Annotated in this window: 10 protein-coding genes and 1 other annotated feature (1 of these 11 cut by a window edge); of the genes, 1 reads left to right on the top strand and 9 read right to left on the bottom strand. The window is 42.1% G+C overall.

Annotated elements, in window-relative coordinates; genetic code table 11:
* Window positions 1–148: 148 nt before the first annotated feature.
* Window positions 149–1,606 carry an O-antigen ligase family protein gene (locus MKX97_RS03845; protein WP_078817218.1) on the bottom strand — a complete coding sequence of 486 codons (1,458 nt, stop codon included), beginning with the start codon at window positions 1,604–1,606 and terminating at the stop codon, window positions 149–151.
* 412 nt (window positions 1,607–2,018) lie between these two features.
* Here MKX97_RS03845 and MKX97_RS03840 point away from each other — a divergent pair, with 412 nt between their 5' ends.
* Window positions 2,019–4,046 carry an S-layer homology domain-containing protein gene (locus MKX97_RS03840; protein ID WP_342537007.1) on the top strand — a complete coding sequence of 676 codons (2,028 nt, stop codon included), beginning with the start codon at window positions 2,019–2,021 and terminating at the stop codon, window positions 4,044–4,046.
* A 45-nt stretch (window positions 4,047–4,091) separates the two neighbouring features.
* On the opposite strand, the gene MKX97_RS03835 is transcribed toward MKX97_RS03840, so the two are convergent.
* The 8 genes from MKX97_RS03835 to ilvB all read right to left on the bottom strand — a co-directional run bounded on the left by MKX97_RS03835 (window position 4,092) and on the right by ilvB (window position 14,728).
* Window positions 4,092–6,341 (bottom strand): S-layer homology domain-containing protein, encoded by a 2,250-nt coding sequence (locus MKX97_RS03835; RefSeq protein ID WP_342537006.1) that lies wholly within the window; start codon window positions 6,339–6,341, stop codon window positions 4,092–4,094.
* 189 nt (window positions 6,342–6,530) lie between these two features.
* Window positions 6,531–7,115 carry a 3-isopropylmalate dehydratase small subunit gene (gene leuD, locus MKX97_RS03830; RefSeq protein WP_078817216.1) on the bottom strand — a complete coding sequence of 195 codons (585 nt, stop codon included), beginning with the start codon at window positions 7,113–7,115 and terminating at the stop codon, window positions 6,531–6,533.
* Between the two features lie 13 nt (window positions 7,116–7,128).
* The gene (leuC, locus tag MKX97_RS03825) at window positions 7,129–8,541 is read right to left on the bottom strand and encodes a 3-isopropylmalate dehydratase large subunit (RefSeq protein WP_009765912.1); all 1,413 of its coding nucleotides are present in this window, start codon (window positions 8,539–8,541) and stop codon (window positions 7,129–7,131) included.
* A gap of 162 nt (window positions 8,542–8,703) precedes the next feature.
* Complete coding sequence (gene leuB, locus MKX97_RS03820) at window positions 8,704–9,804, bottom strand: 3-isopropylmalate dehydrogenase (RefSeq protein WP_009765913.1); 1,101 nt, start codon at window positions 9,802–9,804, stop codon at window positions 8,704–8,706.
* A 67-nt stretch (window positions 9,805–9,871) separates the two neighbouring features.
* Window positions 9,872–11,413, bottom strand: coding sequence for a 2-isopropylmalate synthase (locus MKX97_RS03815; RefSeq protein WP_078817215.1), 1,542 nt, complete (start codon window positions 11,411–11,413; stop codon window positions 9,872–9,874).
* Window positions 11,400–12,434: a ketol-acid reductoisomerase gene (gene ilvC / locus MKX97_RS03810; protein WP_078817214.1), complete on the bottom strand. Its 1,035-nt coding sequence runs from the start codon at window positions 12,432–12,434 to the stop codon at window positions 11,400–11,402. The genes MKX97_RS03815 and ilvC overlap by 14 nt, the downstream gene beginning before the upstream one ends.
* A 27-nt stretch (window positions 12,435–12,461) precedes the next feature.
* The gene (gene ilvN / locus MKX97_RS03805; RefSeq protein WP_009765916.1) at window positions 12,462–12,980 is read right to left on the bottom strand and encodes an acetolactate synthase small subunit; all 519 of its coding nucleotides are present in this window, start codon (window positions 12,978–12,980) and stop codon (window positions 12,462–12,464) included.
* A complete protein-coding gene (ilvB, locus tag MKX97_RS03800) occupies window positions 12,977–14,728 on the bottom strand; it encodes a biosynthetic-type acetolactate synthase large subunit (protein ID WP_009765917.1) in 1,752 nt (583 codons plus the stop codon). Before ilvB ends, ilvN begins: the two co-directional genes overlap by 4 nt.
* Window positions 14,729–14,843: 115 nt before the next feature.
* Window positions 14,844–14,913: a binding site (T-box leader), on the bottom strand (it continues 182 nt past the right edge of the window).

Below are 14,913 nucleotides of genomic sequence, written 5' to 3'. Positions count from 1 at the left end.
AGCGGCTCATCCGCGCCCCACGGAAAGCGTCCCGTCTGCAGCGCAAATCCCCGGTCCGCGAGCCGGTGCGTCTTTCATGTATTTTTCTCTCTGACGCTAATGCAACTTGTCAATTGATGTGTGTCTACAAACAAAAACTGCGAATGAATTAATCATTCGCAGTTTTTGTTTGAAGTTTTGTAAAAGCCGTAAATGTACCCAACAAAATAAAGTAGAACAGTGTGTACATTTTTAATTCCCAAATATTATAGTACATTCCCGAAACCCCTGTTGAGAACCATAGGGCAATCATGAAGACACCGAAGTTTGTATGGCGCGCTTTCCAGAAGTACCACAGCATACTTAGTAAGAATAGAGCGAAAATCAGTACACCGATTACGCCTGTCTCTGCAATGACCTGAATATATTGATTGTCCGAATAGAAGTACTTGCCTCCGTAAATATCCGAATTGATTCCATAGTGATCATAGATAGGAGAACCGTATGAAAGTGTTGCAGAACCGCCGAATGAACCAAATCCAGTTCCTGTCACCGGATGATCCCCAAAGATCTCAAAACCTTTCTTGATATAGAAAAATCTTCCACTTTCTGTCATCAACGCTAAATTCTTCTCATCAAACGTCTCACCAAAGCGCCCCCCGATACTACCTGGACCTGGCTGGTCGACCTTCATGCCAAACTCTTGCAAATAATGAACAGCTAAGTTGGCTGGATAATAGACCAAAATAATTGAAACTATGCCTGATATCACAAGACGTTTTAAGATATACCATTTCCTCGTCATCACGATGAACACAATGCCGAACGTCACCGCAGAAATCCATGTACCTCTTGAATATGTAAGGACGAGAATCCCTAAGAATAAAACTAATAGAATCCGTAAAGACCATTTGTACTTATTCGCCTGATAGACATGTTGCAAATAAATAACCCCAATAATTCCGAAAAACAGGACCAATGCCAATGAATTCGGATTTCCCGCAAGCCCATAAATACGCACTGCATTCGTTGCGGATAACACCTTGTATTTCCACTCTTCCGGAAGCAATAGTTGCCGTAAGGATAGTTTCTCAATCAGACCATGAATCGACATGACAAGGTTGATCCACACCGTAACCCATGCCAGCTGCATTAACCATTTCTTCGTCAATTCCATCCTAGAGATCGTGTAATACAACAAATACATGATAATGAATGTCCGTATTTGGAAAATAACCGCTGTCGGTGCTACATCATTCAGCAGACCAATAATGGATCCAAATAAAATAAACGCAAAATAAGACCATTCAAACCATTTGAACGTAAATAAAGATCCGATATTTCGTCTGTAACGCAGTAAGGTCCATGCGAATACGACGAAGATAATTAAATCTCCTATTAATTTCAGCCCACTGTTCACTTCGATCAAGAAGGGTCGGATGTTGACGTAAATGACCAAGAAGAGAAGGCTCTGTTGCGGCTGAAGGAATGAAAATATGACAAAAAATAAAGCCGTACCGAGTAATGCTATTTTTGAAGGCAGCAACAAAGCTATGAGCATAACTGCTACTGCAATCAGTATTGTAACCGTAGATTGTTTTTCCAATCGCTGTATCCATTTATTCATTCGATTATAAATCCCTTTCTACACATGCTTGTTCCTTGTTGCATTATATCACTTTCTTGGACGTAATGGTGCAAGCTTTCGTTGCATCTTTTCGAATTAATTCAAAGTCCCCTGTCTAAGTCAAAATTATAGGAGCAAATGCATCTTAACCGAGCACAGTTGATGACAGCTCCGGACGGACGCTTTCTACAGGAGTCGCCGCCCTCCGGAAAGCGTACCGTCTGGAGCGAAAATCTTCTCTTGTAAACTTCCCCAATTTTAGGAAACCCATCTATTACTGGAGAAGTGTAATTATAGCAACAACCAAATCGTTTCTTTTATATACTATTAATCTCTCAATATGTCAAAAGCAACTTACTAATGTTAGCACTTTCTGTTACAATAGTGGAAGATTTATAGAGGGGGTTTTAAATTGAAACGATGGGTCACACTGTTTACGCTTCTACTTTTAGTAGTTTCTCCGTTTTTCACTTCAGTTGCAAGCGCCAATGATTATAAAGGGCATCAAATGAAAGAGGAACTTTCATATTGGGTCAATAAGGGTGTAATTCAAACCGATGCAAAAGGCAATGTATCTCCGGATCGCGCGGTGACAAGAGGTGAATTTGCTTCTTATTTAGCACGTTCTCTTGAACTGCCTGCGTCTACGAAATATACATTTAAGGATTTGAAAGCAAATACATCACGTACGATTGAAATCCAAAATGCAGCAGGCGCTGGAATTTTAGGCGGTTATCCTGACGGCTCATTCAAACCGAACCAGCAGATCACTCGCCAGCAAATGGCTGGAATGATCTTCAAAGCGTTCCGTTATCTTGATATTCCGGTCAATACAAAACTGGTTCAGTTTAAAGACAGCAAGAAAATCTCTCCGAACTTTGTCGATGCTGTTTCCGCCGCTTCGAACTTAAACATCATTCGAGGAGATCAAGGCTACTTTAAGCCAACAAATAATGCAACCATTGGACATGCTTCCGCATTTTTGTTCAGAATGTTTGCGGTAACGGATTCGTCAAAACCTTCAGTTCCTACTCCCCCCGCCAACGGGAATGTAGATCCCGAAGTGTATAAAATCAGTTCAGTTACAAATGGTCAGCTGAATCCAACAAACCAGTCGTTTTTAAAATTCGAGGATGCATTAGCAGCTTATAATGCGTCCTCTTCTGTTCAGACGATTTCTCAAAACAATGTGATTATTAAAATGAAGTCAGGACAAGTATTTGCTTCGGAAAACCCTAAGCAATATACATCATTATATAGTGATTCGGCTTTGAAAAAAGAAGTCACATACGTCCAAAAAGGCTACGAACTAGACTATGTAGGCAGCAGTGAAAATCACGTGATCGTTGAGTTAGGCGGCTATAAATATTATGCGAAACACGCAGAAGTCGACCTCGTGCCAACTCAGCTTTCAGCAGGCTCCAGCTACTATAAAGTATCGAATGACGGTTTATTGGTTCATTATCCATATTACCGGACATATGATTCGAAGACTAAGAAATATACGGGTAAATACGCAGAGTATACAGTAGGACCTGTTGCTTCTTCTGCTTTGAAAAAAGGACAAACCTACACAAGTAATGACGGCGTGCACTTTAAAGAGCGCGGTAGTCAGACCGTTGTGAAGTATTATCCATACTTCCAGTTCCAATCTGTTCGTCAGCCTTCTTCTTATTCAGGTGCAGACTTGGAGCGATTCATTAAGTCCGCATTAGAAAGCCGCGAAAAAACAGGTATTGCGCGCTATAAAAATGCGACGACCAAGTCAAAATTAATTGGTCTTGGATCTTATATTAAATCTACAGAAAAACTACACCAAGTAAACGCTATGTTCACCTTGGCGACAGCCATCCATGAAAGTGATTATGGAATGAGTGCAAATGCACAAAACAAAAATAATATTTTCGGTATTCGAGTATTCGACTCTTCTCCGGACAAAGGAGAAGTTTATCAAGATCCTACCAAAAGTATTGATGCGTTTATAGGCCGTTATATCAACTTGAACTATGCAAATCCTTTCGGTGCTTATGCGAACGGCGCTGCACCAGGAAATAAAGCAGTTGGATTTAATATGAAATACGCTTCCGATCCTTTTTGGGGCAGTAAAATCGCCGGCCATATGTGGAGAATTGATCAGTATCTAGGCAATAAAGATGCGAATCAAGCAGAGCTGGCTTTCATTTCATTTACCGGCACTGCCGATGTCAATATTCGGACAAGCCCGGAAGTGCGTAATTCTAGCAATATCTTGTTCTCCTACAAAGCAAAACATCCAGGCGAACTGACAGCATTCGGTTATCCTTTAGTCATTGTGGACCGTACACATAGTTCGGACGGATACGTCTGGTATAAAGTGCTGGCAGATACGAATCCTGATTATAAAAAGCCAAGTGAACCATATGGCTGGATTCGTTCCGACTTAGTTACCTTAGTTAAATAAACAGCAAAACACCATCTCCGCGTCATGGGAGATGGTGTTTTTTACTTAAAGCGCGTCTGTATGTTCTGCTCCTGCAGGTAACAAGTTCGACATATTGATTCGTTCAAGGCCTTCTTTAATTTTCGTTGTGTAGCCTTTTTTATTTTTATTCAGATAGCCAGCTTTTGATTTGATCATACGCTCAAATACCGGCAATTTTGTTTTGTCTACAGCAGACCACTTTTCATAGGAGTGAATCAAATCTTCCAGTGTTAAATGTGTATAGTCTCTTCCTGCAAACTGACCGTTTGGATCGCGTTTGTACCAAATATCCCCGTCAGAACGAATCCACTTCTTCTCATCCAGCTGGATCGCCTTTTCAATTGCACTCGCTGTCTGTAGATAGATCGGATCTTTGAACTCTTGATAAGCCATAAGTAAGATATTCATCCCACCAAGCAAATGATTCATGGAAGTATGCGTACGGACTTGCTGTTTCGCCGGGAAATAGTCCGGAATATAATAAGCACTTTTCGTTAACGCGCTGACATTGCCTTTTTTCTGCTGCTGAACCAATAAATTCGCATAGTTACGTAAACCTTCATTGTAATCTTTATGACCAAACGCCTTTCCTCCATTGTAAAGGAATAATGCAATTTGTTCATTGAAACGCGTATCGACAAATGGAGCAGTGAAGTTATACAAGTTCTTTAAATAAGTGCTTGTCACTTCTGTCTCCCAATATGTTTTATTCCCTCTAAAAATCGTTAAGTTCGCAAATGAATTATGCAAAAGATCTTCGTAATACCGTTCTTGCGTTTGATTGTACAGCAGCATAACACGGTCTTCTTTCACTAACAATAAGTTGCGGCCATATCCTCTTCCTGAAGCCGGCATTGGTTCGATCGTTGTCGCCATTTTATTATACGGACCGTTTGCGGTATACCATTTATTTCGTTTTTTATAATTGATGATTGACTCATGCATCCAAGCATCCATTCGTTGGTTGCTCGAGAATAGTTTTTCAGCTGATGATAAATACCACTGATCTACAATATCATAGCCGCGAGAATATAATTCATAGACGGTCACGCGATTTGGTCCCATTACAATATTGCTGTGTGCTATTTTTTCATCATGCAATTCACGTGTCTGACTTAATGCACCATTCGGATACTTCATTTCCAAATCACGTGAACGATAGGATTTCGCAATCATCTGTTGTCCAGTTCCTTGATCCGATACAGTTTCAAGCACTCCAATTGGGGAGGTTGCAATATCAAATCCAAAGGTGTCATCAATATCTTTTTTCATTGGATATTTACCGTAGGGTTCTAAGCGATTTTCCTTTATTCCCTTTTCAATCTGTACCAGATCCACACGAATCGGCAGTCGCTGAGGGTTTCGTAATTCTGTAAATACGAAGTAATCTCCATTCGGCAGTTCTCGCTTTGTCACCGTGACGCGAGTCGATTTCATCCCGCTTACGCCGTATATATACACATGATCCGTTGCATGCGCATAAGGCTGTACACGCTTTGTGACAAGCTGAAGATAATGATTGGAACGTAAGAAAGTTTTGTCTTCATTTGTTATCGGCACTTCTACAAACTGCTGTTCAAAACGGATCGGATCAAAATCCCCTATTGTTTTTGGTTTATTAAACGAAATAGGACTTTCTTTTTCCAACATGCCTGCCTGGATCATTGCTCTATGTAAGAACACAACAAAGGATGCCCTATTCACAGGTGATTTCGGATCAAACGACCCATCTTCTTTACCTGTAGTGATTCCATGCTGCATTAGGACTTTTACGCCATACTTATGAGATTCACTAATTTTGTTATCATCTGTAAACCGCACATCTTCTCCGGTGTCTTCCAATTTAAATGCCCGTACAATGACACTTGCCATTTGTTCCCGTGTCAATTGGTCACCGGTTCCAAATGTGCCATCCGGTTTCCCTCCAAATATGCCTTCTTGATACGTAGCCATCGCTCCCCGTAGATGGGATGATTTTGGGCTGACATCTTTGAATACTGGCTGATAGGGCGCTTCCGGCAATTTCAAGGCACCTGCTAATAAATTGGCAGCTTGACCACGCATAATACTTACGCTTGGTCTGAACTGGAGGTCAGGATAGCCATTAATAATCCCTTCTTCAACCAATTGCGTCACTTCGTCTTTAGCCCAGAAATCATTGTGCACATCAGAGAAGCGCTGATCTTGTATTTCCGCACTCACATAAAGCTGTGGCAAACTGATATAGATCAACAGCGCAAATAGTAAAGGAATGAAAATAATATTTTTTTTCATTTTAGGTGAGGTCACCATCTTTTTAAATCAACTCCATTCACTGCTTTCATTATAGTAGTATGTATATACCTCCAACAATTATAGCATAATGCGACAGTTGTTTCGTCCGTTATCCATAAAACGCGTAAAATAGACTAGTAAAAGGAAATAAAAACTATCCATGGCTATGAAAGCGATGGATAGTCTTTATTATGCCTGTTGTTTTTCATATGCGGCAATATGGTCTTCATATTGGATCGTCAATGAAATTTCATCCCAGCCGTTTAATAGCATCTTTTTGTAATATGGGTCAATGTCAAAACGATAGACTTTTCCATTTTCTCCCGTCACCGTTTGATCTTCAAGGCTTACCGTCAATTGGTAAGCTGCTTCTTTCCCTTTAGCCAAAAGCTCATCTATTTCAGCAACCGATAGTTCGATTGGCAAGATGCCGTTTTTAAAGCAGTTGTTGTGGAATATGTCAGCAAAGCTTGGTGCGATGACAACACGGAAACCGTAGTCTAAAATTGCCCATGGCGCGTGTTCACGAGACGAACCGCAACCGAAGTTTTCATGAGCCACAAGGATAGTAGAACCTTGATAGCGCGGATCATTCAATACAAAGTTCTCGTTTTTTGTACCATCTGGATTGAAGCGCCAGTGATAGAATAAAAACTCTCCAAATCCCGTACGTTCGATTCGCTTCAAAAATTCTTTAGAAATAATTTGGTCTGTATCTACGTTATTTTTATCTAATGGAGTGAGTACACTCTCTACTATATTAATTGGTTCCATCTGAATCCCCTCCTCAATTATGCACAGCGGCTTTTACGTCCCGAACGTCTACAAAGTGTCCAGCAACTGCAGCGGCTGCAGCCATCGATGGGCTGACTAGATGTGTACGAGCGCCTGCGCCTTGGCGGCCTTCAAAGTTACGATTCGATGTAGATGCACATCGTTCACCAGCTGGTACAATATCGTCATTCATTGCTAAACACATGCTGCAACCAGATTCTCTCCATTCAAACCCTGCATCAATAAAGATTTGAGACAATCCAATATCTTCAGCTTGTTTTTTGACTGTTCGCGACCCAGGCACGACAATCGCGGTCACAGAAGGGTGAACATGTTTACCTTCAATGACATCTGCAGCTGCCTGTAAATCACTTAGACGAGCATTCGTACACGAACCGATGAATACATGCTGGATATCGATCGACGTTAACGGCATACCTTCTTCCAGTCCCATATATTCGAGAGCAGAACGAAGAGCGGACTTTTCCGTTTCTGTTTTATAGTCTGCAGCGGATGGAATACTTGCCGAAATTCCGGAACCCATCGACGGGTTGGTCCCCCATGTCACAAATGGTTCAATTTCATCCGCATTGATTTCCAACACTTGATCAAACTGTGCACCTTCATCCGTATTCAATGCGATCCAGCGCTCTGCTGCCTTTTCAAATTCTTCTCCTTGAGGAGCGTAACGTCGTCCACGCAAGTATTCAATCGTAGTTTCATCCGGGCCGATCAAGCCTGCTTTAGCCCCGGCTTCGATTGACATATTACAAATCGTCATGCGCTCTTCCATAGACAATGACCGAATCGCTTCTCCTGTATATTCCACGATGTGACCTGTTCCGACATCGATTCCAAACTTCGCAATGATCGCTAAAATGATATCTTTTGCGGTAACGCCAAAACCCAGCTTACCTGTCACACGAATTTCCATCGTCTTTGGTTTATTTTGCCACAAGGTTTGTGTAGACAACACGTGCTCTACTTCACTTGTGCCGATGCCAAAAGCAATTGCTCCGAACGCACCATGTGTAGATGTATGGCTATCACCGCAGACAATTGTTTTTCCAGGTTGCGTCAATCCAAGTTCTGGTCCGATAATATGCACGATCCCTTGGTCTGGGTGTTCCATATGAGCTAACTGTACGCCGAACTCTTCACAGTTCTTCTCTAAAGTCGTAATTTGTTTTTTTGCAATTGGATCATTTATAGTCGGTAAATTCTTTGTCGGGACATTATGATCCATCGTCGCAAAGCAAAGATCCGGGCGGCGCACTTTACGATTTGCTAAGCGCAAGCCTTCAAATGCTTGTGGTGAAGTTACTTCATGCAGCAAGTGAAGATCAATGTAAAGCAAATCGGGTTTCCCTTCTTCTTCGTATACAATATGCTGGTCCCATATTTTTTCTATAATTGTTTTTGCCATAATTGTTTCTCCTTCCAAGCCATGCCCTTAAAAATTTGTTACACCTAGTTCCAAGCACCAGCCCCTCAGGTCGCTTCAGACTGACAGTAATGGCAAAGAACGCCTTTATTACCGGTCTTCCAACGCCTGTCGAGGCTAAACGGTGCATTCCACTTTTGATACTTAGATGTAAGAATACATAATACTGTTAGAAACGAACTGAAGATCTAATTCGTCTACAATTTTATCTGTCCATTCTTTCGTAGATAAGGCACGTTGATCTTTACCAGCTAAATCTGCTGTAAAATGTCCTTCTTCAAAAACTGTATTGACTGCTTTCTCTACTGCCGCAGCTTCTGTTTCCAGTCCGAATGAATATTTCAACATCATCGCGACGGAAAGAATGGCTGCCGCTGGATTGGCTACACCTTGACCGGCTACGTCTGGTGCTGAACCGTGTACTGGTTCATATAAACCTAAGCCGTCTGAACGAACACTTGCTGAAGGTAATAACCCAAGTGAGCCTGTTATGACCGAGGCTTCATCACTCAAAATATCTCCGAACATATTCTCTGTGATAATGACATCAAAGACTGACGGGTTCGTGATCAATTTCATCGCCGCAGAGTCTACCAATTGATGTTCCACTTCAATATCAGGATAATCCACTTTCTTCTCTTCCACAATTTTTCTCCAGAGCTTACTGGACTCGAGTACATTCGCTTTGTCCACAGAAGTTACTTTGCCTTTACGTAAGCGGGCAAGCTCGAAACCTTTGTCGACAATACGTTCGATTTCTTCACGTGTATACACGAGTGTATCTACTGCAGATTGATCTGTATGCCGGCTCGGTTTTCCAAAGTACAGTCCCCCAGTTAATTCCCGGACAATCAGCATATCCACTTCTTTGACGATCTCTTCTTTTAAAGGAGAAGCATGGATTAAAGAAGGAACAGCTGCAACGGGACGAAGGTTCGCAAATAGATCAAAATGTTTGCGGATCGCAAGCAATCCTTTTTCCGGCCGTAACTCAGACGGATTTTGATCCCATTTCGGACCACCCACAGCTCCGAGGAGAATGGCGTCACTTGACTCACATAATTCAATTGTTTCTTTAGGAAGCGGATTATTTTTTTCATCAATAGCGGCTCCGCCAATCAATCCATACTCAGTATGGAACGTATGGTTAAAGCGTCTGCCAACCACTTCCAGCACTCGAACAGCCTCTGCCATTACCTCTGGTCCTATGCCGTCGCCGGGCAATACTGCTACTCTCTTTTCCATAGAACTTCTCCTCCTTGATCAATCTCGTATCACTCGATCGAATACTCTATCCATTATTTTTAAAAAGTCAGTTAGTTACCTCTTGTTTACGCAATCTTTCACGTACCAGTTGGCGGTTGATCGCGTTTAAGTAAGCTTTAGCAGATGCTTCAAGAACATCCTGTGCTACGTCGCGTCCTTTTAGTTCTAAGCCGTTATAGCTTAAGTTCACTACAGCTTCGCCTAATGCATCACGGCCTTTGCCGATGGATGTTACGCGGTAATCTAAAATTAACACTTCACCTTTAATGACCAGTTCCAGTGCATTAAAGATTGATTCAACTGAACCTGCACCAGTCGTTGCCACCGTAACAGTTTCTCCACTTGGTACAGTAGCCGTCACTGTTGCTGTTGGTATATTAGATGTACCATACTGCACTTGGACGTTATGCAATTCGTAAATCGGTGTATCCGTATCTTGCAATTGCTGTCCAGTGAAAAGTACAAAGAGATCATCTTCTGTGATTTCTTTTTTGCGGTCTGCCAGCTTCTTGAAATCGATAAATGCTTCATTTAATTGTTTCTCTGTTAAATCAAAGCCCATCCTAACGGCGCGATCTTTAAATGCATGGCGTCCAGAGTGCTTTCCAAGGGCAAGCGGCATATCACTTTCGCCAATTAATTCAGGCGTAATGATCTCATACGTTTGGCGATTTTTCAGCATGCCATCCTGGTGTATTCCAGATTCATGTGCGAATGCATTCTTACCGACAACAGCTTTATTCGGTTGAATCATCACTCCTGTCAAACGACTGACAAGCTGACTGGAACGCTTAATTTCCTGCAAGTTAATACTTGTATCCATATTGTAGAAGTCTTTACGGATATGCAGAGCCACCGCAATTTCTTCCAATGAAGCATTCCCTGCACGCTCGCCAATCCCATTAATCGTACACTCCACTTGATCTGCTCCATTTTCAACCGCCGCGATGGAGTTGGCAACTGCCATTCCAAGATCATCGTGACAATGTGCGGAAAGTTTTACCTTTTCCACTCCTGTCACATTCTCTTTCAAATACTTGAAAAGAGCACCGTATTCTTGGGGAGTGGCATAGCCGACCGTATCAGGAATGTTAATCGTTGTAGCACCTGCCGCAATGACCTGATTAATGATTCGCACGAGGTATTCTGGTTCTGAACGGAAAGCATCTTCCGCTGACCATTGAACGAGAGGGAAATACTGTTTTGCATACTTCACTGCATCCACTGCAATATTGACTACTTCATCCGGAGTTTTTTTCAACTTATACTCCATATGGATAGGTGATGTTGCTAAGAATACATGGATATGCGGTTGTTCTCCGCCGCGTAATGCTTCCCATGATATATCAATATCGTTCTTCATCGCTCTGGCAAGACCTGTTACTGTTGAGTTTTTTACAGTATTGGCAATGCGCTGAACGGCTTCGAAATCACCTGGGGAAGAAGCAGGAAACCCTGCTTCAATAACTGCTACCCCAAGTTTTTCTAGCTGACGAGCGATCTCTAATTTCTCTACTGTATTTAAATTTATACCTGCAGATTGCTCACCGTCGCGAAGAGTTGTATCGAAAATATCAATTTTTCGCACTCGCTACCACTTCTTCCTCTTTCGATTTAGCTCCTTCGTTGATGAAAGGCATCATAGAACGAAGCTTTTGTCCAACCTGTTCAATTTGGTGATCTGCTTCTGCTTTTTCAATTGCATTGAATTTCGGACGACCGTTTTCATTTTCTTCGATCCATTCCTTAGCGAATTTACCGGATTGGATGTCTGTAAGAATATCTTTCATACGAGCTTTCGTATCTGCATCGACTACACGTGGTCCAGAAACGAAATCTCCCCATTCTGCAGTGTCAGAAATCGAGTAACGCATGCCTGCCATACCGCCCTCATACATCAAATCGACAATTAGTTTCGTTTCATGCAATGTTTCAAAGTATGCAAGTTCAGGCTGGTATCCAGCTTCCACTAGTGTTTCGAAACCAGCTTTTACCAATGAAGTCAAGCCACCGCAAAGTACTGCTTGCTCTCCGAAAAGATCTGTAACTGTTTCTTCTTCGAATGTTGTTTCCAATACACCACCGCGTGCAGATCCAATACCTTTTGCATATGCAAGTGCAACGTCTTTCGCTTGGCCCGATACGTCTTGGTATACCGCGAATAGTGCTGGAACACCGCCGCCCGCTTCAAATGTTCTGCGTACAAGATGTCCAGGTCCTTTTGGAGCTACTAAGAATACATCTACGTCTGCAGGTGGTTTAATTTCGCCAAAGTGTACGTTGAAACCATGAGCGAATACTAGTGATTTCCCTTTAGTAAGAGCCGGCTCGATTTCTGCCTCGTATACTTGCTTTTGTCTTTCGTCTGGAAGCAAGATCATGATGATATCTGCTTTTTCTGAAGCTTCTTTAACAGATAATGCTTCAAGCCCGTCTGCCTTTGCTTGATCAAATGATTTACCAGCACGAACTCCCACTACTACATCGAAGCCAGAGTCTTTCAAGTTACGAGCGTGTGCGTGACCTTGTGAACCGTATCCGATAATTGCAATTTTTTTACCTTGTAAAAGTCCTTCATTGATATCCTGGTTATAGTACATTTTTGTCATTTTAATTTCCTCCTAAGTGTGTTTGAATTATTGTTTTAAGATTGACAACTGTGGTGCTTGAACTTTTTGCATATCACGGGCAAACGCCGTTGCGCCAGTTCTGGTTAATTCTTTGATGCCATATGGTTTCAGCAAATCGATAAAAGCCTCGATTTTATCTGGATCACCCGTTACTTGGTAAGTTACTACATTCTTTCCTGAATCGACAATTGTCGCCCGGAAAGGTTCTACAATACTATTCATTTCAGAACGGATCTGCGGTGGCGAGATCACCTTTACTAAAGCCAGCTCACGCAGCACGATCGCTTTGTCTGTTATATCTTTAACTGTAATAACATCAATCTGCTTTTGCAGTTGTTTTACAAGTTGTTCGATTTTGTTTTCATCTTCTACATGAACTTGAAACGTCATTTTGGATCTGTTCGGCTGTTCAGTAGGACCGACAGTGATACTTTCAATATTGAATTGCCGCTTCATGAGAAGTCCTGTCACTCGGTTTAATACACCGCTTTGGTTGATGACTGTTACTGTAATGATTCGTTTCATTTAGGACTCACCCCAATCATTTCCTGTAAGCCTTTGCCTGGTGCAACCATCGGATAGACATTTTCCAATTGTTTTACCCGACAGTCGATCACAACTGGTTCATCAGACAATAGAGCTTCTTCAAATACTTTTTCTGCTTCTTCCAGCGTCTGAATCCGGTATCCTTTCAGATCGTATGCTTCAGCTAATTTAATAAAGTCTGGTTGTACCGGAATTAGCGACTGGGAATAACGTTCTTCATAAAAAGTTTCTTGCCACTGACGAACCATCCCGAGTGCACCGTTATTTAAGATAATGACTTTAACCGGAATTCGAAGTTCTTGAAGCAACGATAATTCTTGAGCTGTCATCTGAAAGCCTGCATCTCCCACAATTGAGATGACTCGCGCTTCAGGTTTAGCAAGCTGAGCGCCAATTGCTGCCGGGAAGCCGAATCCCATAGTCCCTAGCCCGCCTGAAGTGACCCAATTATCCGGGTTATTCAAGCGATAATATTGAGCCGCCCACATTTGATGTTGACCTACATCTGTCGTAACGATTGCATCCCCTTTTGTTATGCGATGAATGATTTCAAGCGCTTGCTGCGGCAATAGATCATTTTCATCTTCCTTATACCAAAGTGGATATTCGTTCGACATATTTTTCAGATATTCAACCCATCCGTCTGTGTCCGGTGATTTGAAATCCGCATTTATCAACGCAAGTAAAGCTTCCTTCGCATCCGACACAATCGGAATTTCAGTTGGAACATTTTTTCCGATTTCCGCGGGATCAATATCCACGTGTATGACACGGGCATTCGGTAAAAATGAATTCAAATTACCCGTCAGGCGGTCATCGAAGCGGGCACCGATATTCAACAGTACATCACATTCGCTTAATGCATAGTTTGCTGTTGCCGTACCGTGCATTCCTGCCATTCCAAAGAATAATTCATGATCACCATGGATAGAGCCCAATCCCAATAATGTGTTTGTAACTGGGATTCTATGCTTTTCCACCAGTTCTTTCAGTTCTTCTGACCCGCCTGCATGGAGTATACCTGCTCCCGCAAGAATCATAGGTTTCTTTGCGGTAGAAAGTGCTTGTGCCGCTTTTTGAATTTGCAGATAATTAGGATGCTTAGTCGGCTGATATCCTGGCAAATTCACTTCTTTATTGTCCTTCTCCACCGGTACAAAAATTTCTGTAGCAACATTCTTCGGTATATCCACAACAACTGGTCCCGGTCTTCCCGTAGATGCAATATGAAATGCTTCACGAATAATACGCGGAAGATCTGCTACGTCTTGAACTTGATAGTTATGTTTTGTAATCGGCTGTGTAATTCCGATAATATCTGCTTCCTGGAAAGCGTCGGTTCCAATCACCGTGCTTGCAACCTGGCCTGTGATGACTACCAGTGGCAAAGAATCCATCATGGCATCCGTAATACCTGTTACTAGGTTCGTCGCACCTGGTCCTGATGTTGCAATAACGACTCCAGTTTTTCGAGAAACTCGCGCATAACCTTCTGCAGCGTGAATTGCTCCTTGTTCATGTCGTGCCAAGACATGTGGAATGGGGTCATTATACAAAGCATCATAGATTGGGAGAACTGCCCCTCCGGGATATCCAAAGACCATCTCAACATTTTGTTCTTTTAATAATTGGATCAAGATAGCAGAGCCATCAGCAGGTTTTTTATTGGATTGTTCCCTAGGTTTTGTTGCTACAGCAGTTTGTTCTTCTTTTACTTTAGCACTCATAATGAACTCCTCCTTACAATTTTCTTCTATATGATGATACTCAATGGCATAATATTCAGCATTTTCTCCTAAAAAAAAGCCTTTTCATCCCACGCAAAGAAACCGAATTTCTTCACATAGGGATGAAAAAGCTTTCATGGTACCACCCTAGTTCGTGACCTGAGTCACCTTACGAAAAAGCAAGT

It is taken from the genome of Sporosarcina sp. FSL K6-3508, from assembly GCF_038615825.1.
In the GTDB taxonomy this organism is placed as follows: domain Bacteria; phylum Bacillota; class Bacilli; order Bacillales_A; family Planococcaceae; genus Sporosarcina; species Sporosarcina newyorkensis.
Note: the sequence above shows the minus strand (reverse complement) of the source record. Positions and strands in the feature narration are given on the sequence as shown.